The 26,885-nt window shown below is 39.0% G+C and carries 30 protein-coding genes, 6 tRNA genes and 1 pseudogene; 29 read left to right on the top strand and 8 right to left on the bottom strand.

All coding sequences use genetic code 11. The features are described from left to right. Nucleotides 1-74 precede the first annotated feature (74 nt). Genes FTV17_RS09335 through FTV17_RS09320 form a run of 4 tightly spaced genes read left to right on the top strand, consistent with a single transcriptional unit; the run spans nt 75 to nt 2,436 of the window. Nucleotides 75-1,025 carry a homoserine kinase gene (locus tag FTV17_RS09335; protein WP_179999064.1) on the top strand — a complete coding sequence of 317 codons (951 nt, stop codon included), beginning with the start codon at nt 75-77 and terminating at the stop codon, nt 1,023-1,025. A 24-nt stretch (nt 1,026-1,049) separates the two neighbouring features. Then, nucleotides 1,050-1,673, top strand: a complete 624-nt coding sequence (locus FTV17_RS09330; RefSeq protein ID WP_179999061.1) for a DUF1294 domain-containing protein — start codon at nt 1,050-1,052, stop codon at nt 1,671-1,673. A 29-nt stretch (nt 1,674-1,702) separates the two neighbouring features. Continuing rightward, nucleotides 1,703-2,095: a hypothetical protein gene (locus FTV17_RS09325; RefSeq protein ID WP_179999059.1), complete on the top strand. Its 393-nt coding sequence runs from the start codon at nt 1,703-1,705 to the stop codon at nt 2,093-2,095. 26 nt (nt 2,096-2,121) lie between these two features. Beyond that, a complete protein-coding gene (locus FTV17_RS09320; protein WP_179999057.1) occupies nt 2,122-2,436 on the top strand; it encodes an antibiotic biosynthesis monooxygenase in 315 nt (104 codons plus the stop codon). A 2-nt stretch (nt 2,437-2,438) separates the two neighbouring features. On the opposite strand, the gene FTV17_RS09315 is transcribed toward FTV17_RS09320, so the two are convergent. The 3 genes from FTV17_RS09315 to FTV17_RS09305 form a co-directional block, all read right to left on the bottom strand. Continuing rightward, on the bottom strand, nt 2,439-3,326 hold the full coding sequence (locus FTV17_RS09315; RefSeq protein WP_179999054.1) for a DMT family transporter: 888 nt from the start codon (nt 3,324-3,326) through the stop codon (nt 2,439-2,441). Between the two features lie 53 nt (nt 3,327-3,379). Continuing rightward, complete coding sequence (gene hisA, locus FTV17_RS09310; protein WP_035267561.1) at nt 3,380-4,111, bottom strand: 1-(5-phosphoribosyl)-5-[(5-phosphoribosylamino)methylideneamino]imidazole-4-carboxamide isomerase; 732 nt, start codon at nt 4,109-4,111, stop codon at nt 3,380-3,382. Between the two features lie 129 nt (nt 4,112-4,240). Continuing rightward, nucleotides 4,241-5,002, bottom strand: coding sequence for a hypothetical protein (locus tag FTV17_RS09305; RefSeq protein WP_179999052.1), 762 nt, complete (start codon nt 5,000-5,002; stop codon nt 4,241-4,243). 557 nt (nt 5,003-5,559) lie between these two features. Here FTV17_RS09305 and FTV17_RS09300 point away from each other — a divergent pair. Further along, nucleotides 5,560-5,988, top strand: coding sequence for a helix-turn-helix domain-containing protein (locus tag FTV17_RS09300; protein ID WP_373687200.1), 429 nt, complete (start codon nt 5,560-5,562; stop codon nt 5,986-5,988). Between the two features lie 50 nt (nt 5,989-6,038). Here the strand turns inward: FTV17_RS09300 and hisH are convergent, their stop codons facing one another. Together hisH and hisB are read right to left on the bottom strand one after the other, a co-directional pair. Then, the gene (gene hisH / locus FTV17_RS09295; RefSeq protein WP_179999050.1) at nt 6,039-6,656 is read right to left on the bottom strand and encodes an imidazole glycerol phosphate synthase subunit HisH; all 618 of its coding nucleotides are present in this window, start codon (nt 6,654-6,656) and stop codon (nt 6,039-6,041) included. Further along, nucleotides 6,656-7,249 (bottom strand): imidazoleglycerol-phosphate dehydratase HisB, encoded by a 594-nt coding sequence (hisB, locus tag FTV17_RS09290; RefSeq protein ID WP_035267557.1) that lies wholly within the window; start codon nt 7,247-7,249, stop codon nt 6,656-6,658. Before hisB ends, hisH begins: the two co-directional genes overlap by 1 nt. 93 nt (nt 7,250-7,342) lie before the next feature. Between hisB and FTV17_RS09285 the strand changes: the two genes are divergently transcribed. The 4 genes and pseudogenes from FTV17_RS09285 (at nt 7,343) to FTV17_RS09270 (ending at nt 9,087) form a co-directional block, all read left to right on the top strand. Further along, entirely contained in the window at nt 7,343-7,720 is a 378-nt protein-coding gene (locus FTV17_RS09285) for a GNAT family N-acetyltransferase (RefSeq protein WP_179999048.1), read from the top strand. A gap of 172 nt (nt 7,721-7,892) precedes the next feature. Beyond that, nucleotides 7,893-7,968: transfer RNA gene (locus FTV17_RS09280), tRNA-Phe, on the top strand. 135 nt (nt 7,969-8,103) lie between these two features. Continuing rightward, nucleotides 8,104-8,179: transfer RNA gene (locus FTV17_RS09275), tRNA-Phe, on the top strand. A 131-nt stretch (nt 8,180-8,310) separates the two neighbouring features. Continuing rightward, nucleotides 8,311-9,087: pseudogene (locus FTV17_RS09270) on the top strand (class I SAM-dependent methyltransferase). Nucleotides 9,088-9,093: 6 nt separating this feature from the next. Here FTV17_RS09270 and FTV17_RS09265 read toward each other — a convergent pair. Continuing rightward, entirely contained in the window at nt 9,094-9,516 is a 423-nt protein-coding gene (locus tag FTV17_RS09265) for a GNAT family acetyltransferase (RefSeq protein WP_179999046.1), read from the bottom strand. A 270-nt stretch (nt 9,517-9,786) separates the two neighbouring features. Here FTV17_RS09265 and FTV17_RS09260 point away from each other — a divergent pair, with 270 nt between their 5' ends. Beyond that, nucleotides 9,787-10,254: a hypothetical protein gene (locus FTV17_RS09260; RefSeq protein ID WP_179999044.1), complete on the top strand. Its 468-nt coding sequence runs from the start codon at nt 9,787-9,789 to the stop codon at nt 10,252-10,254. A 215-nt stretch (nt 10,255-10,469) separates the two neighbouring features. On the opposite strand, the gene FTV17_RS09255 is transcribed toward FTV17_RS09260, so the two are convergent. Continuing rightward, nucleotides 10,470-10,739, bottom strand: a complete 270-nt coding sequence (locus FTV17_RS09255; protein WP_035267550.1) for an oxidative damage protection protein — start codon at nt 10,737-10,739, stop codon at nt 10,470-10,472. A gap of 28 nt (nt 10,740-10,767) precedes the next feature. Further along, nucleotides 10,768-12,198 carry an argininosuccinate lyase gene (gene argH / locus FTV17_RS09250; RefSeq protein ID WP_179999042.1) on the bottom strand — a complete coding sequence of 477 codons (1,431 nt, stop codon included), beginning with the start codon at nt 12,196-12,198 and terminating at the stop codon, nt 10,768-10,770. Here argH and FTV17_RS09245 point away from each other — a divergent pair. The 19 genes from FTV17_RS09245 to FTV17_RS09155 form a co-directional block, all read left to right on the top strand. Continuing rightward, the gene (locus FTV17_RS09245; RefSeq protein WP_179999040.1) at nt 12,189-13,343 is read left to right on the top strand and encodes a sensor histidine kinase; all 1,155 of its coding nucleotides are present in this window, start codon (nt 12,189-12,191) and stop codon (nt 13,341-13,343) included. The two genes, argH and FTV17_RS09245, sit on opposite strands and share 10 nt — an antisense overlap. Before the next feature lie 52 nt (nt 13,344-13,395). Further along, the gene (locus FTV17_RS09240; RefSeq protein WP_092766460.1) at nt 13,396-14,133 is read left to right on the top strand and encodes a LytTR family DNA-binding domain-containing protein; all 738 of its coding nucleotides are present in this window, start codon (nt 13,396-13,398) and stop codon (nt 14,131-14,133) included. A 95-nt stretch (nt 14,134-14,228) separates the two neighbouring features. After that, complete coding sequence (gene hemC / locus FTV17_RS09235; protein ID WP_373687201.1) at nt 14,229-15,149, top strand: hydroxymethylbilane synthase; 921 nt, start codon at nt 14,229-14,231, stop codon at nt 15,147-15,149. A gap of 9 nt (nt 15,150-15,158) precedes the next feature. After that, nucleotides 15,159-15,941: a uroporphyrinogen-III synthase gene (locus FTV17_RS09230; protein ID WP_179999036.1), complete on the top strand. Its 783-nt coding sequence runs from the start codon at nt 15,159-15,161 to the stop codon at nt 15,939-15,941. Next, entirely contained in the window at nt 15,938-16,777 is an 840-nt protein-coding gene (locus FTV17_RS09225; RefSeq protein ID WP_179999034.1) for a hypothetical protein, read from the top strand. Before FTV17_RS09230 ends, FTV17_RS09225 begins: the two co-directional genes overlap by 4 nt. 2 nt (nt 16,778-16,779) lie before the next feature. After that, nucleotides 16,780-17,973, top strand: coding sequence for a heme biosynthesis protein HemY (locus FTV17_RS09220; protein WP_179999032.1), 1,194 nt, complete (start codon nt 16,780-16,782; stop codon nt 17,971-17,973). A gap of 9 nt (nt 17,974-17,982) precedes the next feature. After that, the gene (locus tag FTV17_RS09215) at nt 17,983-18,399 is read left to right on the top strand and encodes a thioesterase family protein (protein ID WP_035267539.1); all 417 of its coding nucleotides are present in this window, start codon (nt 17,983-17,985) and stop codon (nt 18,397-18,399) included. A 126-nt stretch (nt 18,400-18,525) separates the two neighbouring features. Then, nucleotides 18,526-18,849, top strand: a complete 324-nt coding sequence (locus FTV17_RS09210; protein ID WP_035267603.1) for an H-NS family nucleoid-associated regulatory protein — start codon at nt 18,526-18,528, stop codon at nt 18,847-18,849. Between the two features lie 166 nt (nt 18,850-19,015). Continuing rightward, nucleotides 19,016-19,759 carry a type II secretion system protein N gene (gene gspN / locus FTV17_RS09205; RefSeq protein ID WP_179999030.1) on the top strand — a complete coding sequence of 248 codons (744 nt, stop codon included), beginning with the start codon at nt 19,016-19,018 and terminating at the stop codon, nt 19,757-19,759. Beyond that, entirely contained in the window at nt 19,759-20,595 is an 837-nt protein-coding gene (locus FTV17_RS09200; RefSeq protein WP_179999028.1) for a type II secretion system protein N, read from the top strand. The genes gspN and FTV17_RS09200 overlap by 1 nt, the downstream gene beginning before the upstream one ends. A 42-nt stretch (nt 20,596-20,637) precedes the next feature. After that, nucleotides 20,638-23,025: a type II secretion system secretin GspD gene (gene gspD, locus FTV17_RS09195; protein WP_373687199.1), complete on the top strand. Its 2,388-nt coding sequence runs from the start codon at nt 20,638-20,640 to the stop codon at nt 23,023-23,025. 69 nt (nt 23,026-23,094) lie between these two features. Further along, the gene (locus FTV17_RS09190; protein WP_179999027.1) at nt 23,095-23,769 is read left to right on the top strand and encodes an FHA domain-containing protein; all 675 of its coding nucleotides are present in this window, start codon (nt 23,095-23,097) and stop codon (nt 23,767-23,769) included. A 58-nt stretch (nt 23,770-23,827) separates the two neighbouring features. Next, nucleotides 23,828-24,499 (top strand): HAD-IA family hydrolase, encoded by a 672-nt coding sequence (locus tag FTV17_RS09185; protein WP_179999026.1) that lies wholly within the window; start codon nt 23,828-23,830, stop codon nt 24,497-24,499. 117 nt (nt 24,500-24,616) lie between these two features. Beyond that, nucleotides 24,617-26,110: an anthranilate synthase component I gene (trpE, locus tag FTV17_RS09180; protein WP_179999025.1), complete on the top strand. Its 1,494-nt coding sequence runs from the start codon at nt 24,617-24,619 to the stop codon at nt 26,108-26,110. A gap of 98 nt (nt 26,111-26,208) precedes the next feature. Next, a tRNA-Thr gene (locus FTV17_RS09175) sits at nt 26,209-26,284 on the top strand. Nucleotides 26,285-26,337: 53 nt separating this feature from the next. Beyond that, a tRNA-Tyr gene (locus FTV17_RS09170) sits at nt 26,338-26,421 on the top strand. Between the two features lie 34 nt (nt 26,422-26,455). Then, nucleotides 26,456-26,531, top strand: a tRNA-Gly gene (locus FTV17_RS09165). A gap of 14 nt (nt 26,532-26,545) precedes the next feature. Continuing rightward, nucleotides 26,546-26,620 (top strand) — tRNA-Thr (locus tag FTV17_RS09160). A gap of 149 nt (nt 26,621-26,769) precedes the next feature. Further along, on the top strand, nt 26,770-26,885 hold a 116-nt coding region (locus tag FTV17_RS09155), incomplete at its 3' end, for a GTP-binding protein (RefSeq protein WP_244782822.1).

Here is a 26,885-nt window from a genome sequence, read left to right as displayed (position 1 = left end):
ACTTTGGTGCTACACCTTGGTAGTCGGAGCAGGTATTCTATCAAAATAATGTAAGTTTTTTCGCAGGTTTTTTTATGTCGGTTTATACCACTTTGACTTTAAAGGAAGTTCAGGATTTTGCTACGCCTTATGGATTAGAGGTGATTGACCTGATTCCGATTCAAGGAGGTATTCAAAATACGAACTATTTTCTAGTTTGTGCAGATCAAACCGAATTTGTTTTAACAATTTTTGAAGATATGGATGAGCAAGGCGCAGGTGAACTCGTCCCTGTACTTGAGCATCTGGGTCAGGCAGGTCTGCCTGTGCCTGTACCTTTGAAACATTCAGGACGTTCGATTCAGATCTTAAAAAATAAACCTGCACAAATTGCGCCTAGAATGCGTGGCAAGCATCCTATGCCTTCATCACTTGAACAGGTTCAGTCCATTGCTATTGCACAGGCTCAAATACATGTGGCTCTCGATAATTTTCCCTTAGAGCGCGCAGAGTATCGTAATCATGATTATTGGTTAAGTGTGGCTCAGCAGCTTCGACCTACGCTAAATCCAGCCGATCAAGTATTATTAAATAGTTTGTTAGGTTTATATGACGCTCTTACCGCAATGTACCCTGATCGTCCACGAGGTTTTATCCATTCTGACCTATTTAGAGATAACACTTTATTTGAAGGGGCTACTTTAAAAGGGATACTCGATTTTTATGAGTTGAATAAAGATGAACTTTTGTTTGATATCGCTATTACGATGAATGATTTCTGTACAGAATATCCAAGTGTTCATTTGAATGAGGAAAAGGCCTTAGCATTCTTGGAGGCTTATCAAAGTGTACGTGAAATGACCAGTGATGAAAAATCATGCCTAGAACTCTATTTAGCGATGGCAGCTGGACGTTTCTGGATGATGCGTTTGCTAGTGGCTCAAAAGAACAAAGAAATGGGGCGTGTTAGCGAGGATATTTTGCAAAAAAATCCTTTAGAAATGCGCAATATGCTGGTTGAAAGATTAAAATTTGTAACAGCTTAAAAATTTAAAAAATCTGGGGGAAATATGCGTGATCAAGGTCGTCTAGTTGAATGGTTTGATGAAAAAGGCTATGGATTTATTCAACCCAATGATTCATCCAAAGATCGCGTTTTCCTTCACATTAAAGATTTTGCCAAACCAGGCCCAAGACCGATTCCAGGTTGTGCTTTGGAGTATATCGTTCAATTGGATGGTCAAGGGCGATTTAAAGCGAAACAAGTAACATACTTAAAAGCGACTCAGGCAAAAAAAGTAAAAACGAAGCCGCGTCATTCACCAGTTACTCAACAAAAAATGCAACCGATGCAAGTAGCGATTATTGCTTATATCTTGACGCTTGCTACATTAGTCCTATTGGGGCTATTGAGTATGATGGTGGTGTTGGTCATTTTATTGATGAACCTGATCACCTATGGCTTATATGCACACGATAAAGCGGCGGCTCAACAGGGGAGTCAACGTGTACCAGAAAATACATTACATGTGGTTTCTATATTAGGAGGATGGCCGAGTGCTTGGCTTGCTCAGCAACGCTTGCGTCATAAAACACAAAAACAACCATTTCGAAAAATTTATTTCTGTACTATAGCGTTTAATATACTGATTATTTTATGGATAATTTCACCATTTAATGGTTTGAAATTATAAAGCCTCAAAAAAATTAAAAAGGTGACTTTATGAATTATACAGCTGATCAAGATCCAAACCGCAGCTTAACGATTTTACTTTATATCCTGTATATCATCGCTATTTTTTCAGCAGGTATTTTGGCGGTTATTGCGCTAATTATTAACTATTGGAAACGATCAAAGGTAAAGGGCTCAATTTTTGAAAGTCATTTTACTTGGCAAATTCGTACTTTTTGGTGGTATTTAATTTGGAATATCATCGCGTTCCTGCCGTTTTTGTTCTTATTCTTCACGGGTGACAATCCTAATGCCTTTGCTGGTGTAGCACTGGGTGCAACAACATTCTGTATCGCAGTGATTGGTTTGTCATGGGTTTGGATTGTTTATCGTGCGATCAAAGGAATTATTAAGGTCAATGATAACGAGCCAATGTATCAATAATTAAAACTCATGAATGAGGTGGTGTCATGATTATTGAGCATGTTCATTTAAATATCAAAATGAACCAGAGTGAGGCATTCGAAAATGCTTTTAAATTAGCTAAAGACATTATTTCACCAATGAAGGGGCTAAATGCCGTTCAGCTGATTAAAAATACGAATAATGAACATGCTTATATTTTACTGATTTACTGGGACAAACTTGAAGGTCATACAGAAGGTTTTAGGCAGTCAGAGGCGTATTTAAAATGGAAGGCACTCTTGCATCCCTTTTATGCGCCTATGCCTGAAGTGCAGTATTTTCAACCATGTATGATGTTAAAGCTAAAAGAGCCCCAATAAGCTTATTCTTTCCTCTTAAATTTTGGTCTCCACTCACTGGTAATTACACCGAGCACAACCAACACGCCACCTAAAATTGAGAGCATAGCTAAACGCTCACCTGCTAATCTCCCAATCAAAGCCGCCCAAACAGGTTCGCCAGAATAAATAATGGCAGCCTGTGAAGGATCAACCACGCGTTGAGCCCAGTTCATGACCAACTGAATGATTGCACTTGCAAGTCCTAAACCTACAATAATCGCAACGAAGATCCAGTTAAACTCAGGGAGTTGTGTTTCACCCACCAATGGTGCCATTAGAAAACAAATTAACGATGCAAAAATGAGTTGTAATATCGTCACTCGGCGTAAATTGACTCGAGGCGCAAAGTAACTAATGAGAATAATTTCAAGTGCAATCGCAATTGATCCTATCAAGGTAATGATCTGACCAAATTCAAGCCGAATAGCACCAAACCCATTGCCTGTTAAGAACACTAAACCTACAAAGGCGAGTCCTGCCCCTATCCATGTCATGACATGTGGCCTTTTGTTAAAGAGCAACCACAATAAGATGGGAACCAACGGCACATAAAGTGCTGTCAAAAATGCAGACTCGCTACTGGTGATGGTCTGTAAGCCAATGGTTTGCGTTCCATAGCCAATTGCAATCACTGTTCCAATGCAAAATCCTGCCCAAATATCTTTGGCACTAAAATTTTTACAATATTGAAGTGAGATGAGACCAACAGCCAGCGCAGCTGCTGCAAATCGAAAGGCAACGAAAAGCACTGGTGTGCTGAAGCTCAATCCATATTTGACTGTTATGAAACTGGCACCCCAAATCATCGTAATTGCAATGAGGGCAAGTTGTGGTGTTTTGGTTTTAAGGGTAGGAGATAAATTCAACATATTTTTTAAGTAAGAAAAAAGAGGTCCTAAGACCTCTTTAGAAACATGCGCTATTAGAGCGCTTGTTCATCAAGTAATAATTGAGCTTCACGAAGATTTAAAGTGCCTTCATAAATTGCACGACCAGTAATCGCACCTAAAATACCAGGCTGACCTTTTAAGTTGCGAACGTCGTCAAGATTGGTCACACCGCCTGAAGCGATCACAGGTAAACCTGAATAAGTCGCAAGATTAACTGTTTGTTCGATATTCACACCTTGCATCATGCCATCACGTGCAATATCGGTATACACGATACTAGATACACCAGCATCTGCAAAGCGTTTAGCTAAATCAGTTGCTTTTACGTCAGTTACATTTGCCCAGCCATCAGTTGCGACCATGCCATTGATTGCATCAATACCGACAATGATGTGACCTGCGAATTTTCTACACGCCTCCTCAACAAACTCAGGTTCTTTGACTGCTTTTGTACCAATAATGACGAATGATACACCTGCATCTAAGTAGTGTTCGATGGTTTCAAGAGAACGGATGCCACCACCAATTTGAATTGGCAGTTCAGGTTGTGCTTTTGCAATCGCTTCCACAACAGGTTTGTGAATAGGTGTACCAGCGAAAGCACCATTTAGATCAACTAAATGTAAACGGCGAGCGCCAGCGTCTACCCAATGTTGTGCTGTTGCCACAGGATCATCAGAGAAAACGGTATCGTCTTCCATACGACCTTGTTTTAAACGGACACATTTACCATCTTTAAGGTCAATTGCAGGGATAATCAGCATGCTTTCGCTCCTTGCCAGTATTCTGGAGTTTATTCGCAGCAATCTTAGCAAAGAAACATCAAATGAGCGAAGTAACAATGAAAAAAAACCGTCAGAACAATGTTGACGGTTTTTAATACGAACTTTGAATTAAATGTATGGTGTTGTATCTAAGTTAGAGATTAGATCAAAGCTAGTTGGTGTGATACTGGTTGGGATTGCACCTAAAGCATTTGTGATCTCTCCCGTGAATCCTACAAGATCACCCACGACAGGAATCGATGATAGAGCATCTGTAACAGGTGCTAAATCATCCAGTAAATTATCTAATGTTCCTGAGACATCTCCTAATGTTCCTGTGACACTGCCTAAAGGATCATCAATGAGACCAGTCACGAGATCAAGAGGTTTGGTACTTGCGACATAATCTCCCGTTTCACTCACGAATCCCAAAAGATTTGAAGAAGTTTCTCCGACAACATCTACGACAGCACCTAAACCTGGCACTTGGCTTAGCAGGTCGGTCACGGGATCGGCTAAACCAGCGACCTCACCTACAACATTTGAAACATCTTTGATGGTTTGGCCTACAGTTGCAGTAGTGCCATTCAATGCAGTATTAATGCCCCCTAATAGATCTCCCTTCGAAAAATCATCAGCGATAGCGTGTAAGCCTCCGCTTAAATTTCCTAGTAAATTATTTTCAAGATTGAGTACCGATTCCACTGTATCTCCGATCAGTGGCAATTCTGTTAACTTATCCGTTAATGGTTTGGTCAGCGTCCCTACTGTGTCAACAACGGTATCTACAACTGTCGTTACGGTTTCTAGAATAAAACCAACTGCTTTCGTAATTCCCTGTAAAGCAAGGCTTAGAACGCCACTGATTTTTCCAGTAAAAAGTTTAAACATGTGCAGATTGCTCCAAAATATATGTGGTTAGTGTTGGATCATTGTTGTTTTAGCAAGCTCATAATTAACAAAGAAAAAAATTTCAGACAAATCGAAAAAAAACAATATAAGTGGAATAATTTTGAAGATATGCCGTAAAAACAGCAACTTAATACAACACAAGAGTAATGTTTAAAAATGTTAACAAAATCAATTATTTATTGTGATTTAATTTGGTGCTTGATAGAATAAATGTACACTTATAATGCATGAATATTATCGAGTAGCATGGTGTAAATACCTAAAATGCCAACTTGTTCGATTCGTTGATTGATTTTGTGAATTTTGTGTATTTTTTTAATGATTAAAATTGGTGCTCATTGTCTTTACATAAGTTAACAATTAATCATTGGGTCAATTTATTTTTCTTTTTTAATTCAAACTGAGTAATGAGAAAAATTAGATCACAGTTTTATTTGTGAATTATCTATATTGAAAATAATTTCAATTTCATCTGATTTGTTTGGCAATATTAGACTCAACTGCATAGGCTTAATGTTAAATTGAAACTGCAGACAGTGAATAAGATTTGGACAGAAGCGATGGCAGTTCAAGAAGATGATTTATTTAGCGAAAGTGCTAAAAAACTTAGAAAATTGATCAAAGAGAAAAACATTAAACCGACTGATGTGGTGAATGCATTGGGAGTCTCTAAGGAAACGCTGTCGAAATGGGTGCAAGAGTCAACTCCTGCCAATGCTCAACATCTAGTTGAATTAGCGAAAGTACTGAGTGCTGCAGAACGATGGGTTTCAGACGCTAAAGATGGTAAAAAATCAGAAAGTTTTAAACAGTATCCTTTGAAGGATGAGTTGGCTTTAAAAGATGCAACGCCAGAACAATTAATTTCAGAGCTTAAAAGTCGTTATGCTGCGCTGAATCTAAAAGCAGAAATTAAAGTAACTGTTGAGCCAATTGAAGGTGGCTTTGTCGTAAAAGATATTTAGAGTAAAGTCTGAAAAAAAGCTCACTGAAAACAGTGAGCTTTATTACGGCTTTAAATTTTCCACTCTACAAAATTTTTCAACAACTGTAAGCCAGCTGTATGACTTTTTTCTGGATGGAACTGCGTAGCAAACAAATTATCTTTATGGATTGCGGTACAGAATTCCAAACCGTAGTTACATGTCGCAGCAATGATCTCAGATTGTTTCGGTTCAACATAGAAACTATGTACGAAATAGAAACGAGCATCTTGATCAATGTTGTTCCACATTGGATGGCTTGGATCTGCTTGGTGTACCTGATTCCAACCCATATGGGGAACTTTTAAACCTTCAATATCTGGAAAGCGTTTAACAGCACCTTCAAAAATGCCTAATGCATCTGCACCACCATTTTCTTCAGAGTGTTGCATCAGAGCTTGCATGCCGACACAAATCGCAAGGACAGGCTTGTTGAAAACGGCATTGCGTACAACCTCGTCAATGCCAGCCTCATGCATACCTTGCATGCAATCACGCATTGCACCAACGCCTGGGAACACAATTTTATCTGCTTGAGCAATAAGCTTAGGATCATTGGTCACATCAACGGTTGCACCAACATGCTCAAGTGCTTTTGCTGCTGAGTGAAGATTTCCCATGCCATAATCAAGAAGGGCAATACGGGTCATTACAAAGTACCTTTGGTTGAAGCTACAGTATTTTCTGCACGTGGATCTACTTCACAAGCCATACGAAGTGCTCGTGCAAATGCTTTAAATACACTTTCAATTTGGTGATGGCTATTTTTACCTTTCAAATTGTCTATATGGAGTGTCATTAATGCGTGATTCACAAAGCCTTGGAAAAACTCAGAGAATAGGTCGACATCAAAAGTACCAATGCGCGCGCGCGTAAATGGAATGTCCATCCATAAGCCAGGGCGGCCTGATAGGTCAACAACGACACGACTCAAGGACTCATCAAGTGGTGCATAGAAGTGACCATAGCGACGTAAACCTTTTTTGTCACCTAAAGCCTGTGCAAATGCCTGACCAAGGGTAATACCACAGTCTTCTACTGTATGGTGATCATCAATTTCTAAATCGCCGTCGCAATGAATATCGATATCAAATAAACCATGACGCTTGATTTGGTCGATCATATGGTCTAAAAATGGAACACCTGTATTGAGGGTGCCTTGACCAGTACCATCAAGATTCACGCGAACACGAATTTTGGTTTCGTTTGTGTTTCTTACCACTTCACTGATACGTTGCGTCATAGACACGTTCCTCAAAAACGTTAAAAATGATGAATGTAGATTTTCGATGTCACGAAAGTGACAGCATATTAGATTGCTCAGGAGGGTTAATCAATGCCTATAACCGTACATGCAATAACTTCGCTTGATAATGTTGAAGTTCGTGAACAGCTTGAGCGCTTATATGACACCAGTCCAGAATTTAGTGACGGACAAGATGCCATTGCACAACTTGAGCAAAACTTAGCTCAGTATACCTTACTTTACACGGCAGAATTTAATACAAAGATCATTGGGGCCATTTGGTCAACTGGACAAGGTGAAAGTCGAACGCTTGAAAATATCGTAGTTCATCCGGCTAACCGTGGACGTGGTGTCGCAGAGCGCTTAGTGAGTGAAGCATGTCGAATGGAAGAAGAGAAAGGCGTTAATCATTTTGAGCCTGGATGTGGTGCAATACATCGTTGTTTAAGTAGTTTGGAAAAAATTTAAAACTATTGTTCGATTTTAAATATTAAAAGTCAGTCAATACTGGCTTTTTTTATTGGATTTGTATGTATTTACATCGAATAATCTAAATGTTGTTTTAAAAACATCCAGTTGTTTAAATATCCCAAAAACTTGCTTGACTATATCGAGATGAAACTGTTTAATACGCGACATCGGCGTGATAGCTCAGTTGGTAGAGCAACGGATTGAAAATCCGTGTGTCCCCAGTTCGATCCTGGGTCTCGCCACCATATTCTTTTAAGAATTTGTATTTTCAATCTCTGATCCCATCAGAGATTTTTTTTGGGTAAAATTTACTCGAACAAATAAAAAATGCATGATTTTTATTGACTATTGAGCTCAGTTACGGCTTAATACACCCCATCGGCGTGATAGCTCAGTTGGTAGAGCAACGGATTGAAAATCCGTGTGTCCCCAGTTCGATCCTGGGTCTCGCCACCATATTCGAAAAAACCTCAACATTGTTGAGGTTTTTTTTGCTTATAAAAAAATACAAAATGAAGTGAAGTCATGCATCATCCATTTTCTTTGATGTGCTAAGGTTGATTTCTCGATCAAATCCAAAATAAAAAATGAAAGACCTATTTTCTGATCAAAGTGAGCTTTATCAACAAGCCCGTCCAAGTTATCCACAAAGTGTGATTGACGAAATCTTAAAATATGTTCAGAACTATGAAATGGCTTGGGACTGCGGGGCTGGTTCAGGACAATTTACTCGGATATTAGCTCCGCATTTTAATCAAATCATTGCAACGGATATAAGCGCAGCACAGCTTCAGCAAGCCCCAGCAATAGATAATGTAATCTACTGAATTGAAAACGCTGAACATAGCAATTTTAAAGCACAATGTTTTGACCTGATTACAGTTGCCCAAGCCATTCATTGGTTTGACTTCGAGTTATTTTTTCAAGAAGTCTATCGAGCACTGAAGCCCCAGGGTGTCTTTGCAGTGATTGGATATGGGCTTATTGAAGTGGAGAATGAGGAGCTCCAGAGCTGTATTGAAAGGCTATATCACCAAGTATTGAAAACATATTGGGAGAGTGAGCGTCACTATATTGATCTGAGATATCAAACGATTCCATTTCCTTTTGAAGAAATCCCGACCTGTGAGCAGCACATGCATTGTAACTGGCGGATTGATAAATTGATTGATTATTTAAATACATGGTCAGCTTTAAAGAAATACTTTAAAGAAAATACGCAAGCCGATAATCAGGCGACACAATTATTAAATCAGATGAGCCAATATGCCTTAGCTTGGGGTGATCATGCAGATCATAAATTTAATATTCGATTCCCAATATTTTTACGGATCGGTAAATTGATAAATGCTCCTGTTTTATAAAATTTCTTAATGGTCGTGAATGAGTCTTTTAGCAAGGCATACAACTTCTTTTTCGTCATATCCCAATTGTTCATAAAAGTTTTGAATATCAATAAATTCTTTTTGCACTAAAAGCTGAACTTCTGGACAACCAAGTGCAATCAATCTTTTTTCCAAATGTTGAATCAACGCTGTAGCAACACCATTCCGTTGGTGATTGGGATGTACAGCGAGGTAATTGATCCACCCGCGATGACCGTCGTAACCACCCATTAATGTGGCGATAATGAACTGATCTTTCACAGCCACCAAGAATAAGTCATCTTTTTGTGCAGCTTTCCTAAAAATATCAATTTCTGGATTATTCCATGGTCGTGTTAGATCACATCTTTCCCAGAGTTGAATAATGTCTTCTAAGTCAGTCTCAATATAAGGACGAATGATAAACATGATGCGCTCAAATGATGGTTAATTTTGATACAGAGATTAGCCTACTCTGATGAAATTGATAACTCATAATCATCTTATGTGTCTATTTTCTGCTTTACATTTATGCAGTCTTTTTTAGATAGGAAGATAAATATCAATAAAAAAGATTTGTCTGTGACGTGAGTCTAATAATGCTTGTTAAGTAAATGATATTTAAGATAAATGGTAGTTGTGTTTGGCTGAAATTTTTTTAAAGATGGCTTTTATTACGTTCAGTGAAAGCGATGGGGAATGAGACAATTTAAGCAAGTTTTGTGGGGAATCTGTGCTTGGGGTCTTTCGAGTATGAGTTGGGCGGCACATCCTAACAATGGGTGTTTTGAATTACTGCCAGACGATCAGTTAAGTTTGGTCAATGCTTTAGGTATTGAGGAATCGCAAATTCGTGAAATTACATTTTTTAAATATCAGGAATTAAATCATTTAGATAATTTCGTGAGTGATAGAAAAAGGATTCATTATACAAACGGTGAAGAGCAACCTTTTAAAGCGCTTATGGATTTAACATCTATGAACTCGTTTCAATTCAATGGACAGGTTCTGGAGCAGCGGTTTGATCTTCAAAATCGGCAGATTTATATTAAATTTGGTCCAATTCGTGTTGACCGAATGGAGATGCAGTTAAATATGAGTGGAGTTTACCAATTAGGTCATATTTTAAATCCGCCACAAGCACTTCTTTCGTCAGCTAAATTTTGACTCCTTTGATATTTATTTGATATCCCATAAAAAGAACCTCTATTAAGATGATTCTTTTGGGATTAAAGCCTGTGCATATCTTCGGTGTTTTTCTTGCTTAATTATTAAAGTAACGCATAAAAAAGAATCCCCAAAGATGGGGATTCTTTTTAGATTAAAGCCTACGCGGACTTCATCCTTATCTTACTTAAAAAAGAAAAGCAGTGCTTTCTTTTTTACTCAGGCTTTAGGCCTTCAGCTTTTTCTAAAGTTTCATCATTGTTGAAGAACTTTTCACGTTGTTCTTCAAGAAATTTCTTTGCATCAGCTTCAAAAACATTTAAACGTTTTTCATTGATTAAAGTAGTTTGATGCTTCAACCATTCGCCCCATGCTTGCTTAGAAACACTATCAAATAGTTCCTGACCTTTAGGACCTGGGAATGGTGCAAAATCCAAACCTTCCATTTCTTTTTGATACTTACGGCAAAATACTTGGCGAGACATATCAATACTCCAAAATTATAATCAGAAATTAAGCGTAAAGAGCTTCTAAACGCGCATGAGCACGCTCAATTGCTGCTTCAACTTGAGCTGGTGCTGTTCCACCGATGTGGTTACGTGCATTGACAGAAGCTTCTAAAGTTAAAGCTTTTTCAAAGACGTCAGCTTGAATTAAATCAGAGAATTGTTGAAGCTGCTCAAGTGTAAGTTCTGATAAATCCTTACCTTCTTGGACGCCAAGCGCAACTGCTTTACCGACGATTTCATGTGCATCGCGGAATGCAACACCATTTTTCACTAAGTAATCAGCAAGGTCGGTTGCTGTTGAGAAACCACGCAGCGCAGCTTCGCGCATCTCAGGAATATTTGGAACAAGTGCAGGAATCATGTCTGCGAAAGCCATTAAAGAGCCACGAACCGTATCAATAGCATCAAATAATGGTTCTTTATCTTCTTGGTTGTCTTTGTTATATGCCAAAGGTTGACCTTTCATGAGGGTAAGTAGACTCATTAAGTCACCATATACACGGCCTGTTTTACCACGAACAAGTTCAGGTACATCAGGATTTTTCTTCTGAGGCATGATTGAAGAGCCTGTGCAGAAGCGGTCAGGAATATTCACAAACTTGAATTGTGCAGATGTCCAAAGAATTAATTCCTCAGACATACGAGATAAATGCATCATGATGAGTGATGCCGCAGCATTAAACTCAATACCAAAATCACGATCAGATACAGCATCTAATGAGTTTTCTGCAACTGCTTCAAATCCTAAAAGTTCTGCTGTATAAGCACGATCGATTGGATAAGTGGTACCTGCAAGCGCAGCAGAACCTAAAGGCATGCGATTAACGCGTTTACGGCAGTCAATCAGACGTTCTGAGTCACGTACCAGCATTTCAAACCATGCCATTAAATGATGTCCAAACGTCACAGGTTGTGCAGTTTGAAGATGTGTAAAGCCAGGCATGATTGTATTTGTATTTTTAGCAGCCAAGCCTAGAATGCCTTTTTGCAGTTTTTGTAATAACCCTAAGATGGCATCAATTTCATCACGTACATACAAACGAATATCCGTTGCTACTTGGTCATTACGGCTACGACCTGTATGTAATTTCTTACCTGTAATCCCAATACGTTGTGTTAATCGAGATTCAATGTTCATGTGAACATCTTCTAAGTCAATACGCCATTCGAAGTTGCCAGCTTCAATGTCCGCTTTAATTGCGGTTAAGCCTGCGATGATGTCATCACGCTCTTGTTCAGTGAGCACGCCGACTTTTGCCAACATCGTTGCATGTGCGATTGAACCTGCAATATCTTGTTTATAAAAGCGTTGGTCAAATTGGACGGATGCTGTAAATTCAGCGACAAAGGCATCAGTTGCTTCGGAAAAACGACCGCCCCACATACCTGAAGTTTGGGCTTGTGACGGATTAGAGGAATTAGAAGATGTGGTCATGTCGGCTCAGTAAAAGAAAAAGCAGTAATTTTGCATCCAGTATAACAAATTCAAATCAAGATGCCGAAGTCTTGCCTATGGATAATTCTTCAAAAGATAAACAAGAATTTATCGATGCCAATTTCTTTGTACGTATTGGGCAGTGGCAATATTTTGCAGAGCTGTTTATTGCCAGTATTTTTTTGGCGTTATTGCTGTGCCTAGCAGAGTCACAGTCTTGGTCAAATTTACAGACATCACAGGTGATCAGGTATGTGCTTTATATCAATTGGGTGGTATTGGTCTTTATCGCTGTAATTGATTTATTTAGGGAGTTTTGGCAAAAATTAACAACTTTGCAGTCTGCGATTTATACATTTGTACTATTAGAACTCATTATCCTGTTCACTACTTGTAGTTTGAATTTCCTGTTTTTTTGGGGAAGTAACTTTTCTTTACAAAAATTTTCATGGTTACTTTTATTTGATCATGTGATTTTACATATGAGCTATGGCGTATTGTTGATCACTTTTTGTTTACGATATATCTATGTTCGTGGTGAGTGGTTAAAGCAGCAACAAGGTGAATTGAATGCTCGAATTCAAGCCATGCAAGCAAGAATACATCCACACTTTCTTTTTAATAGTTTAAATAGTGTGGTGAGTCTGATTGGGAGTGATCCAGATAAAGCAGAGCAAATGCTCATCGATCTTTCAAGGTTGTTTAGAGCAAGCTTTCAAGAGCTTAAAATTGTCACATTAAAAGAAGAAATCCAATTGTGTGAACATTATTTGGCGGTTGAAAAGCTAAGGTTGGGTTCGAGATTAAATGTGGAATGGAATATTTTACAACCAGAGCAGTTGGGCCAAGCAAGTATCCCTTTTTTAACTTTACAGCCTTTAATTGAGAATAGTATCTTTCATGGGGTAGAGAAAAAGTTAATTGATGCAAAGATTGTCATATTGGTTGAAATATTACAAAATCAAGTCACTATAGTCATTACTAACCCTTATATAGCCGATAAAATGGCCAATAGGGAGGGGAATGGTATTGCGATAGAAAACGTGAAACAGCGTTTGAAAGCACACTATGGGTATACGGTACAGTTTAGGAGTCATGCAGGTAATGGAATTTACACGACTGTAGTCCAGTACCAATATAAATAAAATCAAGTTAATACATTAAAATAAGCAACGTTAACTTGAGCAAGGAGGAACAATGGACATCCTAATTTGTGATGATGAGCCACTCGCGGTTGAGCGCTTATCTCGCTTGGTCACTCAATTGGGGCATCAAGTTGTTGCAACTGCGCACCATGGAAAAGAAGCTTTGACCTTAGTGCAACAATATGAGCCTGATGTAATTTTACTTGACATCCAAATGCCTGAAATGGATGGTTTGACATGTGCTCAGCATCTTTCACAGCTAAACCCTATGCCCGCCATTGTTTTTTGCACGGCCTATGATGAGCATGCTTTGACTGCGATTCAGGCACAAGCGAAAGGCTATTTATTAAAACCGATTATCAAATCAGAATTAGAAAATACACTGAATAATTTAACTAAACTTACCCAAGCTCAAATGTCAAATATAGAACAAAAAGAAAATATGGAAGAAAAACATCAGCGTCAGCAAATCGCTGCGAAAACATATCGTGGTCTTGAACTCATTCCCATCGAAAATGTTTACTATTTTCTGGCTGATCAGAAATACGTAACAGTACGACACAAAAACGGCAGTGTGTTGATTGATGAGACCTTAAAAGATTTAGAACGTGAGTTTTCAAATAAATTTATACGAATTCATCGAAATGCGCTGATTGCATTGGATTATTTGGATGGGTTGGAGTTGGTTGCTTCAGGCCAGTATCAAGTTCGTTGTCGTGAACTTGAAGAGAAATTGGCGGTCAGTCGCCGTCACTTACCTTTGCTTAGAGAAAGAATGCAAAATATTTAGTTGCCTAAAATTATAGACATTGCCGAACAATTTACTTGCAATTTTGGGACAGCAGGGTAAGTTTAGGATGTCTAAAGTTTGGCAGCATTAAAATGATCAGAACCTTAAAAATTGCAACTCGTCAAAGTCCATTGGCTTTATGGCAGGCGGAGCATATTCGTGAGCGACTTGAGACCCTACATGCTGGTCTAAAAGTTGAGTTGGTGACGTTTGTGACCCAAGGCGATAAAATTTTAGACACCCCTTTAGCCAAGATTGGTGGAAAAGGTTTATTTGTTAAAGAGCTTGAGGCTGCATTACTTGATGGTCGTGCAGATCTTGCTGTCCATTCAATGAAAGATGTGCCGATGGCGCTCCCAGAAGGATTAAGTCTTGCCGTGATTTGCGAGCGAGAAGATCCTTTAGATGCTTTTGTTTCGAATACTTATAGCAAGTTTGAAGATTTGCCCTTTGGTGCCAAAGTGGGAACTTCAAGTTTGCGTCGTAAATGTCAAATTTTAAAGGCCCGTCCAGATCTTGAGATTATAGATTTACGTGGAAATGTAGGCACACGACTATCTAAGCTTGATGCTGGGCTTTACGATGCCATCATTTTGGCAAGCGCAGGCTTGAAACGTTTAGGTTTAGCAGAGCGTATTCGACACACGCTGGATGCACAGACGAGTTTACCCGCAGTTGGTCAAGGTGCATTAGGTCTTGAATGCCGAGGTGATGATGCACGCGTATTAGAGTTGATTCGACCTTTATTACATACAGAAACTGATGCGTGTGTTCGTGCAGAACGCGCATTTAATGCTTATTTGGAAGGTGGATGTCAGGTACCGATTGCGGGATATGCGACTTTAAATGATCAACAGATTCAATTAGAGGGGCGCGTAGGCAGTGTGGATGGTCAAACATTATTGGTTGCTAAAGTAGAAGGTCCAGTTGAACAAGCTGAAACGTTGGGTATTTCACTAGCAAAAGTTTTGATTGACCAAGGTGCTGCTGATTTATTAAAAGCACTGTATAAATAAAACAATGAAATGAAGTTTATCAATACTCGACCTGCAGATCGTGCTAAGCCTCTCAATGAGGCACTGGCACGTGCAGGATATGAGCCTATCGAGTTGTCTGTACTGGAATTGGCTGCTGTTCATTGGAGTGATGAACTTGATCAGCTCTTTCAGCAATTAATTTCAGCACAAGTGATTGTGGTTGTCAGTCCAACAGCAGTTGAAGTTGGCATGCGGTTTCTTGAAAAATCGGGACTTAGATTGACCGATTTAAATCATATCAAATGGATTGCGGTTGGTCGGAAAACAGCTGAAGCCCTAAGTCGATATGGTGTTAAAAGTTTAGTTCCAGATGTTGAAACTTCTGAAGGAATGTTAAGTCTTCCGGTTTTAACACAAAACGCTGATCTCAAACGTATTGCGTTTTGGCGGGGTGAGGGTGGTCGTCAGTTCATGATGCAGCAGTGTCGTGCTGCTAAAATTCAAGTGCTTAATTTTGTTTTATACTCCCGCTACTGCCCAAGTGATGCTCAAGATAAATTTAAACATCTATTTGAAGCATTCAATGCAAATCCACAACCTTATACTGTATTGATTAGTAGTGAAGCCAGTTGGAAAAATTGGCTGAGTTTATGCAAAAATTATCCTGTATTTATGCAACACGGTCATTACTTGGTTTTGGCGGATCGGTTATATCAGATCGTGTGTATGTATCAACAGACCTCAAATACTAAATTTCAAATCACTCAAATTGCAGACTTAATGCCTGATACGATTCTGTCGCAGCTTGAAAGTGAACATAGGCACTCATGAAGAAAATTTTATATCTATTCATTTTAGGCTTAATCATTTGGTTGATTAAACTCAGCTATGATCATTTTTCATTACAAGAAAAAGTTGAGTTGCTACAACAAACTCAACATAAATCAGAGCAATTGGTGGCAAGTTTGAATGATCAGTTGGTAGCAGTTCAGCGCTCAAATCAGCAGGTTTCATCTCAATCCAATCCACCTCAGCAAAACAAGAATCAACAAGAAGTTCAATCTGAAATCAATCCAATCAAACTCTTAAGTCAAAAATTAGAGTTAATTCAATTTGCCTTAGATCAACATGAGTTTGTATATGCGCTTGAGCAACTCAATCAACTGGATCAACTGGTTGAGCGCTTGGCTTTGGCAGATACATTGCAGGTTTCAATGCATCGAGCTGTTGAGCATGATCAAAAAATGATTCAACAATATGTTGTGGCAAAAAATATTCAAATTGCTCAGTTAGGAGACTTGCTTGAAAATATTGATGCAAATTTGAAAAATGAACAACAAGTACAGCAACTCACGAGTGATAACTCTTCGCAATCCTCATGGTTTGAGCGTGTATTCAAAGTTGAACGCGTTGATGAACAGATGCCGGTATTACTTAATCGAAGATTAGTTTTAAAAGAAGTTCAATTGAGAGTGTTATTTGCTCAAAGAGCACTACAACAAGGACAATACATTGATTATCAAAATGCACTGACCTCAATTATCGATGAACTGGATCAACTGCCTGATGCTGCGGCAATCAAAATAAAAAATAAAGCGAAACATCTCAAACAAGCACAACTTTTACCTGTCCCTAAATTGAACAGTAAAGCAATTTTAGAGGGCTAATCATGAAACATATTTTTATAGTTTATGCATTAGTTGGTTTAATGATATTAGCCGTGTTAAGTGTGCTGAGTTATCAAGAAGGGCCAGGTTATATTTACATGCTTTGGCACGGTATTCAGATTCAAACGAACCTCTGGTTTGTTTCATTTTTTCTTCTATTCGTTGCTTTATCTCTTCATCTTTTATGGTTTTGGGTTGGAAAGATGAGATCAAGAGAGCAGCGTAAAATTCAACAAGTGACAGACTTTTCAAGGTTACATACGTATGAAAAATTAGGTGTTTTGTGGGTTTTGGAGGCCAACACAAAACAGCGAGAATATTTACAACCTGTGTTTGAGAACTCAGGATTACTCAAAGAAGTTATTCAATCTCGTATATGGTTGAAGCAAGATCGTATTGATGATGCGTTGAGTGTTTTACAACAAAGTCCTGCAGATGCTTTTGAATTGGCTGAACTCCAGCGTATTGAAATTTATTTAGCTCAAGGGCTTCCAGATCAGGCTTTAACCCATTTGGAGTTTTTACATGGTCATATGCTGTCACCATGGTTAAAAGATCTTGAAGATGCTTATCAGCATAAGTTGAATCATCTATGGGGCAGATTTGCGATTCAATATCCATGGCATTATTTAAAATCCACGCAATATGGCCATTTAGATTTGGAACATAAAAAGAAATGGCTTTTAAAGCTACTCAATGATTTTGACAACGCTTCAAATACAGATTTAGAGCTTATTCAAATTCGGTATGCTCAAATGAGTGATCAAATTGTGTCGTCTTCATATGGTATTAAATCGTTATGGTTAAAACTTATTTCTCGCATTCCTGAGATGGCTTTTGATGAAACTCAACTTTCTTTGTCTTTATTAGAAGAACGGTTCGATCAGGATATTTTTTATTTATGGTTTCAACAACAATTGTTAAAACAAAATCCTGATTATGAAATGCTTGAAAACCAGATTGATCATTTTGAAATGAAATATCCTGGATTACCGATTTTGAGTTTTTCTAAATGGCATATATATACTGCGACTCATCGTGAACAGGATGCTGAGGCATTATTGCAATTATATCCTGATCACCCTTTAATGAACTATTTAAGAATTAAATCTGTATTAAAAGGCAATGCTGTATTAACTCAGCAATTGAACAGTGTCTTTGAGACCCATAATAAATTTATTCAATTTAAATTATGAGAATGATGAATGAAACAAATGAATGAATATAAAGTCATTACCCATCAAAAAGTCGCTTGGGGTGATATGGATGCTTTTGGACATGTCAATAATGTGATTTATTATCGCTATATTGAAACTGCTCGAATAGAGTATTTGAATCAATTAGAAATCTTAGCGTTAGATATTAATACTGTTGTGGCTTCAAATAGTTGTAAATATCTTAAACCAGTGTTTTATCCGGATTATTTACGCATTGGAACTAAAGTGGTTGAATTGCGTAACTCTGCCTTCAGGATGGAGTATACAGTTTGGAGTGAGCAGCAGAATGAAATTGTGGCAATTGCTGAGGCCGTTATAGTTTGCGTGGATAAAAATACAATGCAAAAGGTTTTGATTCCAGAGCATATTAGAGAAAAAATAATAGAAATAGACTCGGTTAATTAATGTGTTAAATTATTTGTTTTATTTATGTATATTAAATAACATGATGGATTGATTAAAATAATTTATAACAATAAGATGACGCTTTATAAATCTAATAATGATATTGAATTTTTTGGAGTAAATGTTATGCCTGATATTAGTAATTTATCTGTTGAAGAGTTAAGAAAGTTAACTGCTGAAGCCCAAGCTTTGATCGAGTCTAAGAAAGATCAGGAAATTGAAGATGCTTATCATCAGATTACTCAAATTGCTGAATCAGTGGGTATGTCTTTAGAGCAATTCATTGAATATGGTGCACAAAAGCGTAAGAAAAGCACGCGTAAATCTGTAGAGCCTCGTTATCGTAATAAAAATAATACTGCGGAGACTTGGACAGGGCGTGGTAAGAAGCCACGTTGGTTGGTTGCAGAGCTTGAAAAAGGTGCCAAATTAGAAGATTTTCTTATCTAATTTCACTGATTTGTCATGTAATGACACTAATATTAAAAAAACCAAGCAAATCTGCTTGGTTTTTTTATAAGTGAATTGGAGAAGTGTAAAATTTATGCATAATACCAAGATAGAAAATTTTCAAACATTTTGCGGTTAATTAGACTTAGATGTTGGTATACATGGAATGATAAAAAAATCAAAAAAAATGGTGTGGTTAAGCGTCGCTATCTTCGCTTTTTTATTATTTGTTTTTTTACAAGTTCCAGCATCGTGGCTCATCGCTAAATTTTATAAAAATAATCAAATTTTAAAAAATGTCAGTGGCAATATCTGGCAAGGTCAAGCAGATTGGCAAAAAGGAAATCTCGCAGGTTCTGTCATCTGGCAAACACGTCCTTTCGATCTGATTTTATTAAGGGCTGGTGCCAACTTAGAAATACATAGTGGTCAGACTCAACTCAATGGTGTAGTGGGTTATGGGCTTGGGAAAAAAATAATTATCAAAAATATGAGTGGAAATATTGCTCCTGAAACACTTAAAACATTTGTGGATTGGCAATGGCCTCAGAATAGTATTCAGCTGAAGGATGTAGCATTTCAATTCAAACAAAACGATGGTTTTGCAAAAACCGCCGGAGAGATGCAATGGGGTGGTGGTACGCTAACTTATACCTTTGCTCAGAAACAAGAACGAATGAATATGCCATCTTTAAAAGGGCAATTTTCAGACGAAGCTGGAAAACTGCTCATTGATGTACAAGATCAGCGCGGGCAAAAAATGGCCAACCTTAGTTTAGATCCTGCATTAATGTTGGATGCACAGGTGACCCAAAGATTATTAATGAATGTGCCTTCATATGATGGTAAAGCTGGTTTGGATACCTTTGTTGTCAGTACGAGACAGCCACTGCTGAGTGGAGGCTTCTAATGAAGGGATTCCAAGATAAGTTTTCACAAATTTCATTTAAAGATTTAGATCGAATTGCTCCGCTTACTTTATTTATTCTGATTTTAATCATGATGTGGAAGCTCGCTTCATTATTTTGGTTGGTGGTTGCACCACCGCAAGTCATGCAAGTTGAGCAAGTCGCATTAGGTTCGCAGCAACCTCCTGTTCCGAATATATCGAGTTTCTCATTGTTTCAAGAAACAGGTGCGCAAGTGAGTGGTGCTGATGCTAATTTAGCGCTTACGTTGCAAGGGGTTGTGGTTTCGACGCCAAGTAGTCAATCTTCAGCTGTGATTAAAGTGCGAGAGGTTGCTGATCGTTATACCATTGGACAAACCTTAGAAGGAAGTTCTTATCAGCTTTCAGAAGTATATTGGGATCATGTGGTATTGAAACAGCCGAGTGGTGCGACGACTGAGTTGAGATTTACCGGAATAGAAAATCTTAATCAGCCGCTGATACCTGATGCACAGCAAAATTCTGCTAACGCAACTTCGAATTCAGGTCAAACGACTACTCAAAATGCCATTGGTCAAGCAATCAATCAAATTCAAGAAAATCGTGAACAATACTTAAGTAATATGGGTGTCAACACCGATGGTGGTCAAGGTTATGAAGTCACGGATCGTACGCCTGCATTTTTGAGAAGCAAACTAGGATTAAGACCTGGCGATCGCGTTTTATCCTTGAATGGGCAATCGGTAGGTCAAGGACAAAGTGATGCGCAACTGCTAGAACAGGCTAGACGAGAAGGTAAAGTTCGCATTGAAGTAAAACGAGGTGATCAAGTGATGACCTTCCAACAAGAATTTTAAAATGTGTTAATTTGCATAAAGTATTAGGAAATATAACAAGTTATGGATTTTTTAAATCGAAATCGGTCACTTTGGGCGATGGTCGCAGTAGCACCAGTATTGGCTGTCGCAAGTACCGCTGCGCAAGCGCAAACTTGGAAAATTAACCTGCGTGATGCAGATTTAACTGCATTTATTAACGAAGTTGCAGATATCACGGGGAAAAACTTCGCAGTTGATCCGCGGGTTAGGGGTAATGTGACGGTTATTTCAAATAAGGCTTTAAACAAAGCTGAAGTCTATGATTTGTTTTTGGGTGTGTTAAACGTTAATGGCGTTGTTGCTGTACCTGCAGGTAACACTATCCGCTTAGTCCCTGACAATAATGTAAAAAATTCAGGTGTGCCTTTTGATGCCTCTCGGAACGCACGAGGTGATCAAGTGGTCACTCGTGTCATTTGGCTGGAAAATACTAACCCCAATGATCTAATACCCGCGTTAAGACCACTCATGCCGCAATTTGCGCATTTGGCGGCGGTACAAGGAACAAATGCGCTTATAGTCTCAGATCGTGCGAATAATATTGCACAGCTTGAAACGATTATTCGTAATTTAGATGGAACGGGACAAAACGATATTGAGGCTATTAGCTTGCAGTCTAGCCAAGCTGAAGAGCTGATAGTTTTGTTGGATTCAATGTCTTCTACGGGTGGTGCCAAAGACATTTCAGGTTCTCGAGTACGTATTATTGCAGATGCACGTACTAATCGGATTTTGATCAAGGGTGATCCAAGTACTCGTAAACGCATTCGTCAAATGATCGAAATGCTTGATGTTCCTTCAGCTGATCGCTTGGGCGGTCTAAAAGTATTTAAGCTTAAGTATGCAAGCGCAAAAAATTTGGCTGAAATTTTACAAGGTTTAGTATCTGGTCAGGCGGTGAATAGTACCAGTAATTCAAATAGTGCAAGCTCCAATTCAAGTGCTAGTAACTCATTAATTAATAATACCTCGAGTAATACGTCTTCAAATGGGAGTGTGAGTACCCCAGCGATTAATTTGAATAGTGGTTCAAATCAAAATCAACAAGACATTACAAGTTTTAATAGTAATGGCGTGAGTATTATTGCTGATGGTGCACAAAATGCATTAGTGGTAAAAGCAGATCCTCAACTCATGCGTGAAATTGAATCTGCTATTCATCAACTTGACGTGCGTCGTCAACAAATTCTCATTGAGGCTGCTATTGTTGAAGTTGAAGGAAATGACGTAGATCAATTGGGTGTTCAGTGGGCACTAGGTGACATCAGTAGTGGTATTGGTGTAATCAATTTTGATAAAGCGGGTGTAGGGCTGAGTCAATTGGCTTCTGGATTCCTTGGTGATGTAGCTACGGGTGCTGGTTTGATTGGAGCTGGTGCTTCATTGGCCTTAGGTGAATATAAAGAAGGTGCGAATGGATCGCGTAAACTGTATGGCGCACTGATTCAGGCATTAAAGACCAATACCAAGTCGAACTTACTGTCTACACCATCGATTGTCACCATGGATAACGAGGAAGCTTATATCGTTGTGGGTGAGAATGTCCCATTCCAGACAGGATCTGTGACAACAACAGGTGGAACAGCAAACCCTTATACTTCAATTGAGCGTAAAGATGTTGGTGTAACATTAAAGGTTATTCCACAAATTGGTGAAGGTGGAACAGTTCGTCTTGCTGTAGAACAAGAAGTATCCTCAGTGAAGCCAGATAGTGGTGAGGCGAAAGACTTGGTGACCACTAAGCGTGCAATAAAAACCTCGATTTTGGCTGAAAATGGTCAAACAATTGTACTTGGTGGTCTGATTTCAGATGATACTAAGTTAACGCGTCAAGGCGTCCCAGGTTTAAGCTCGATTCCTGGTTTGGGTAGACTGTTTAGAGCAGATGCAAAGAATAATGTGAAACGAAACCTACTCGTTTTTATTCATCCAACAATCGTAGGAGATACGGCTGATATTCGTAGATTGTCACAGCAACGCTATGATCGTTTATACAGTTTGCAGTTAGCACTGGATGGTGATGGGACATTTAAAAAGTTACCGGATAATGTTGATGATATCTTCCAACAGCGGTTGCCTGTATCAAGTACTCCTCAACCCGTCAAGCCTATCGTAGTGCCATCAACGCCTCAAGCAGTAGAGCCGCAGGTACAGCGTTATACTGCTCCAATAGCACAGTCTAAGCCAGTAGGGCGTGTGATTGAACGTCCAAATGTGATCGTGACTCAGGATCCTGTGGTGAAATCAACGCGAGTGCTACCAAAGCCTGTGATTTACAATCAAGTTGCCACAACAAATACAAATAATGCCCAAGTCGTGGTGGAAACCCCTGTCGCGATTGAGCCAAAACAAGATGTGCAAAGAACACAAAATACGGTCACAACCACGACATTGAGACCATCTCGATAACATGCGTTCAATGTGAATCTCGAAAACAGCCATGTTAAAATGTCAAAACTTGAATAATGGATCGAAACTATGACTTGGAAATTACAAACAATTACTGGCGAATTTGCGGGTAAAGAAGTTGATATCGATCGAGACATGTTGGTGGGTCGTCATCAAGATGCAGATATTTTGATTCAGTCTGCAGATGTATCACGTCGTCATGCTGCTTTGTTTCTAAAAGAGCAGGTGCTCACTGTTCAAGACTTAGGTTCGTCAAATGGCACGTTTATTAACGATACAAAAGTTGCTGAAGGCGAAACTATTGTTAAAGATGGCGATATTCTGCAATTTGCTAGCCATAAATTTTCAGTTTTAGCACCTGCGCAATCTGCACAAACATTACAAGATGTTCAGCAGCCTAGCGAAGCAATCGCAACCGCTGAAATTTCTTCAAAGGTTGCAGTAGAGAAGACAGCAGCAGCTGAAATGCTTGAGCAGGGTATGCCTGATCTGAAAGAGCGAGATAGCTCAGTTCAGCTTACTCGAGATGGTATGCCTCAAAATGTAGGAATTCCTAAACCAGCGCCAATTCCTGAGGGGGTTGATGTTAATGCAACTGTCAATAAGCATGAAGCGTGTGAGGTAAATATTCCTGCAGCTTGTACGAAAAAAGAGTTGGAAACTCAAAAAAATGCCAATATTGGCTTAATGGCATTATTGGTGTTAGTGATTGTGGCACTGGTTGCCTGGTTTATTTTCAACTAAGTTGCATGTGATTTTTTAAGGCATGCTTTCGCATGCCTTTTTTGTTAGGTTTAAAATAATGAATATTGCGAATTTGGAACAGCGTGACTTAATTCTTTTTGATCTGGATGGAACCTTGGTTGATTCGGCATTTGATCTATATCGTGCCATGAATATGAGTTTGAATGTATTAGAACTGCCTTTGGTCACAGAAACTCAAGTTCGAAATTGGATTGGTAAAGGGACTTCATTGTTCTGTCAGAGTGTTTTAATGCATCTGACGGGGCGTGTAGAACCTTCTGAGCATCAGCAATTATTAGATACTTTTTTAGAAATTTATAATGCCGAACCGTGCGTGGATACGCGTCCATTTCACGGCATTATCGAATTTTTAGAGTGGGGTCGAGCTCATCAAAAAAAAATGGTGTGTGTCACGAATAAGCCGGAATTACCCGCTAGAAAAATATTAGCTGAATTAAACATGGATCACTATTTTGTGGATACGGTGGGTGGAGATCGTTTTGAGGTGAGAAAACCAGATCCTAAACCTTTGTTACATTGTGTTGAGGCCTTTGGAACTGATGTGGACAATACTTTGATGATTGGTGACTCATCGAATGATGTGGAGGCAGCGCGCCGTGCGGGTATTGATTGTATTGTCGTAAGCTATGGTTATAATCATGGTGAAGATATTCAGTTATGTAAGCCGCAACAAGTAGTTGATGATTTAACTGTGTTGATTTCTAAATAAGTTGTAATAAATAAAGAAGGGTAGAGGAATGAATAGTTTTAATGTTTTTCGATGGCGTCTCTCAGCGCAGACTTTATAGAACATTCAATATGCATCGAAAACTACAGAGAATTCCTCATGACAACGTCAACTCAATTTCAACAACTTCAATCGCAAGGTTTTAACTTAATTCCAGTTTATCGCCAACGCTTAGCAGATACTGATACTCCATTGTCAGTATTTGCACGTTTAAAACAACATCAACAAGCCTATTTATTTGAGTCTGTAGAAGGTGGTGAAAACTGGGCGCGTTATTCCATTATTGGTCTGGGCGAGTCAACGGTATTCTCCTGTAATGAAGGACAGTTAACAATTCAGCATGCTGATGGCCAAGTCGAATCTTTTGAGTGCCAAGATCCTTTCCAGTATATCCGTGACTTTCAATCGCAGTTCAAAGTGCCGTCAAAAGCAGAACTCCCAGATTTACCCAACTTTACAGGGGGCTTGGTGGGCTATTTGGGATATGACGCGGTACGCTATATTGAGCCACGCTTAAATAACGTTCCTGATGCTGATCCTGTTGGATTGCCAGATTTATGGCTCATGTTGTCTAAAACAGTTGTGGTTTTTGATAATTTAAAAGACACGCTATTTATTATCGTACATGCGGATACACAGGATGCAGATGCTTTTAATAAAGCACAAACCCAGCTGGATGAAATCGAATCATTACTTGCCACACCGGTGAGCTTGCAGGCAAAGCCTCACACGGCCCCTCATTTTGAATCATTAACAGGTAAAGAAAAATTCTTAGAATCGATTGAAACTGTTAAAGAGTACATTCGTGCGGGTGATGTGATGCAGGTGGTTCCTGGTCATCGCATGGTATCGGACTTTGATGGTGATCCTTTACAAGTATATCGTGCATTACGTCATCTTAATCCTTCACCATATCTGTTTTTAGTACAAGGAAAGACGCTTAGTGATGAAAAGCCATTTTATATTGTGGGCTCATCACCAGAAATTTTATCGCGTTTAGAAAATGGGGTGGCGACTGTGCGTCCACTCGCGGGAACGCGACCTCGTGGTAAAACAAAAGAAGAAGATCTAGCGCTGGAAAAAGATTTACTTTCCGATGAGAAAGAAATCGCAGAGCACTTAATGTTGATTGATTTGGGTCGCAATGATATTGGGCGTGTATCAAAAATCGGTAAAGTGCAAGTCACTGATCAAATGGTGATCGAACGTTATTCACATGTCATGCATATTGTTTCTAATGTGCAAGGGGAAGTTGCGGAAGGCGTAGATGCTTTGGATGTTTTTAAAGCAACATTCCCTGCAGGAACACTTTCTGGGGCGCCAAAAATTCGTGCTATGGAAATTATTGACGAAGTTGAACCAGTAAAACGTGGAATTTTTGGCGGTGCTGTTGGTTATTTAGGCTGGCATGGTGAAATGGACATGTCTATCGCAATTAGAACCTGTGTTATTCGCGAAAATAAGGTTTATGTACAGGCTGGTGCGGGTCTTGTTGCAGACTCAAATCCTGATTCTGAATGGAATGAAACCCAAATAAAAGCTCGCGCAGTGATCAAAGCGGTTGAATTATCATCAAACGGATTGATTTTGTGAGTTTTTAGGGTTTTTTTTGAAAAAAACACTTGCACGGATTTCAAGTTTTGCTAAACTGCACACCGTTCCGATACGAAACGTACGAAACACTAAGAAGCGCCGGCATAGCTCAGTTGGTAGAGCAACTGACTTGTAATCAGTAGGTCCACAGTTCGAATCCGTGTGCCGGCACCATCTTAGAGGGTTTAAGTAGTCGAGTAAAGAACAACACTGAAGTAAGTGTAAATGGTGAGATTCCCGAGCGGTCAAAGGGAGCAGACTGTAACTCTGCCGCGTAAGCTTCGAAGGTTCGAATCCTTCTCTCACCACCAATTTTAAAACTTCGATCTAGTGTCTTACCAATATGCGGGAGTAGCTCAGTTGGTAGAGCGGCAGCCTTCCAAGCTGCATGTCGCGAGTTCGACCCTCGTCTCCCGCTCCATCGAAGTATTAAATGCTCTTATAGCTCAGTGGTAGAGCACTCCCTTGGTAAGGGAGAGGTCTCGAGTTCAAATCTCGATAAGAGCTCCAGATATACAGTTTAGTAGAAAATTCTACAAAGTTCTAAAGAAAGCAGGCTTATTAGTCTGCTTTTCAAGTATTTAAAGTGTCATTTTTTTGGCGACAGGTCGATACTGAACAATCTTAGAATTGTGTTCGACGTAAACGAGGAAGATCTCATGGCTAAGGCTAAGTTTGAACGTAATAAGCCACACGTTAACGTGGGCACAATCGGTCACGTTGACCATGGTAAAACAACTTTAACTGCTGCTATCGCAACTGTATGTGCGAAGAA

Origin of the sequence: Acinetobacter sp. YH12239, from assembly GCF_013417635.1 — a bacterium.
Taxonomy (GTDB): Bacteria; Pseudomonadota; Gammaproteobacteria; order Pseudomonadales; family Moraxellaceae; genus Acinetobacter.
The sequence above is the reverse complement of the archived record's forward strand: the minus strand, read 5'-3'. Positions and strand labels throughout refer to the sequence as shown.

What these genes read in the sequence shown, in the direction of transcription:
- FTV17_RS09335 (WP_179999064.1), top strand. Translation starts at nt 75, where the DNA reads ATGTCGGTTTATACCACTTTGACTTTAAAGGAAGTTCAGGATTTTGCT.
- FTV17_RS09330 (WP_179999061.1), top strand. Translation starts at nt 1,050, where the DNA reads ATGCGTGATCAAGGTCGTCTAGTTGAATGGTTTGATGAAAAAGGCTAT.
- FTV17_RS09325 (WP_179999059.1), top strand. Translation starts at nt 1,703, where the DNA reads ATGAATTATACAGCTGATCAAGATCCAAACCGCAGCTTAACGATTTTA.
- FTV17_RS09320 (WP_179999057.1), top strand. Translation starts at nt 2,122, where the DNA reads ATGATTATTGAGCATGTTCATTTAAATATCAAAATGAACCAGAGTGAG.
- FTV17_RS09315 (WP_179999054.1), bottom strand. Translation starts at nt 3,326, where the DNA reads ATGTTGAATTTATCTCCTACCCTTAAAACCAAAACACCACAACTTGCC.
- hisA (WP_035267561.1), bottom strand. Translation starts at nt 4,111, where the DNA reads ATGCTGATTATCCCTGCAATTGACCTTAAAGATGGTAAATGTGTCCGT.
- FTV17_RS09305 (WP_179999052.1), bottom strand. Translation starts at nt 5,002, where the DNA reads ATGTTTAAACTTTTTACTGGAAAAATCAGTGGCGTTCTAAGCCTTGCT.
- hisH (WP_179999050.1), bottom strand. Translation starts at nt 6,656, where the DNA reads ATGACCCGTATTGCCCTTCTTGATTATGGCATGGGAAATCTTCACTCA.
- hisB (WP_035267557.1), bottom strand. Translation starts at nt 7,249, where the DNA reads ATGACGCAACGTATCAGTGAAGTGGTAAGAAACACAAACGAAACCAAA.
- FTV17_RS09285 (WP_179999048.1), top strand. Translation starts at nt 7,343, where the DNA reads ATGCCTATAACCGTACATGCAATAACTTCGCTTGATAATGTTGAAGTT.
- FTV17_RS09265 (WP_179999046.1), bottom strand. Translation starts at nt 9,516, where the DNA reads ATGTTTATCATTCGTCCTTATATTGAGACTGACTTAGAAGACATTATT.
- FTV17_RS09260 (WP_179999044.1), top strand. Translation starts at nt 9,787, where the DNA reads ATGAGACAATTTAAGCAAGTTTTGTGGGGAATCTGTGCTTGGGGTCTT.
- FTV17_RS09255 (WP_035267550.1), bottom strand. Translation starts at nt 10,739, where the DNA reads ATGTCTCGCCAAGTATTTTGCCGTAAGTATCAAAAAGAAATGGAAGGT.
- FTV17_RS09245 (WP_179999040.1), top strand. Translation starts at nt 12,189, where the DNA reads ATGTGGTCATGTCGGCTCAGTAAAAGAAAAAGCAGTAATTTTGCATCC.
- argH (WP_179999042.1), bottom strand. Translation starts at nt 12,198, where the DNA reads ATGACCACATCTTCTAATTCCTCTAATCCGTCACAAGCCCAAACTTCA.
- FTV17_RS09240 (WP_092766460.1), top strand. Translation starts at nt 13,396, where the DNA reads ATGGACATCCTAATTTGTGATGATGAGCCACTCGCGGTTGAGCGCTTA.
- FTV17_RS09230 (WP_179999036.1), top strand. Translation starts at nt 15,159, where the DNA reads ATGAAGTTTATCAATACTCGACCTGCAGATCGTGCTAAGCCTCTCAAT.
- FTV17_RS09225 (WP_179999034.1), top strand. Translation starts at nt 15,938, where the DNA reads ATGAAGAAAATTTTATATCTATTCATTTTAGGCTTAATCATTTGGTTG.
- FTV17_RS09220 (WP_179999032.1), top strand. Translation starts at nt 16,780, where the DNA reads ATGAAACATATTTTTATAGTTTATGCATTAGTTGGTTTAATGATATTA.
- FTV17_RS09215 (WP_035267539.1), top strand. Translation starts at nt 17,983, where the DNA reads ATGAAACAAATGAATGAATATAAAGTCATTACCCATCAAAAAGTCGCT.
- FTV17_RS09210 (WP_035267603.1), top strand. Translation starts at nt 18,526, where the DNA reads ATGCCTGATATTAGTAATTTATCTGTTGAAGAGTTAAGAAAGTTAACT.
- gspN (WP_179999030.1), top strand. Translation starts at nt 19,016, where the DNA reads ATGATAAAAAAATCAAAAAAAATGGTGTGGTTAAGCGTCGCTATCTTC.
- FTV17_RS09200 (WP_179999028.1), top strand. Translation starts at nt 19,759, where the DNA reads ATGAAGGGATTCCAAGATAAGTTTTCACAAATTTCATTTAAAGATTTA.
- gspD (WP_373687199.1), top strand. Translation starts at nt 20,638, where the DNA reads ATGGATTTTTTAAATCGAAATCGGTCACTTTGGGCGATGGTCGCAGTA.
- FTV17_RS09190 (WP_179999027.1), top strand. Translation starts at nt 23,095, where the DNA reads ATGACTTGGAAATTACAAACAATTACTGGCGAATTTGCGGGTAAAGAA.
- FTV17_RS09185 (WP_179999026.1), top strand. Translation starts at nt 23,828, where the DNA reads ATGAATATTGCGAATTTGGAACAGCGTGACTTAATTCTTTTTGATCTG.
- trpE (WP_179999025.1), top strand. Translation starts at nt 24,617, where the DNA reads ATGACAACGTCAACTCAATTTCAACAACTTCAATCGCAAGGTTTTAAC.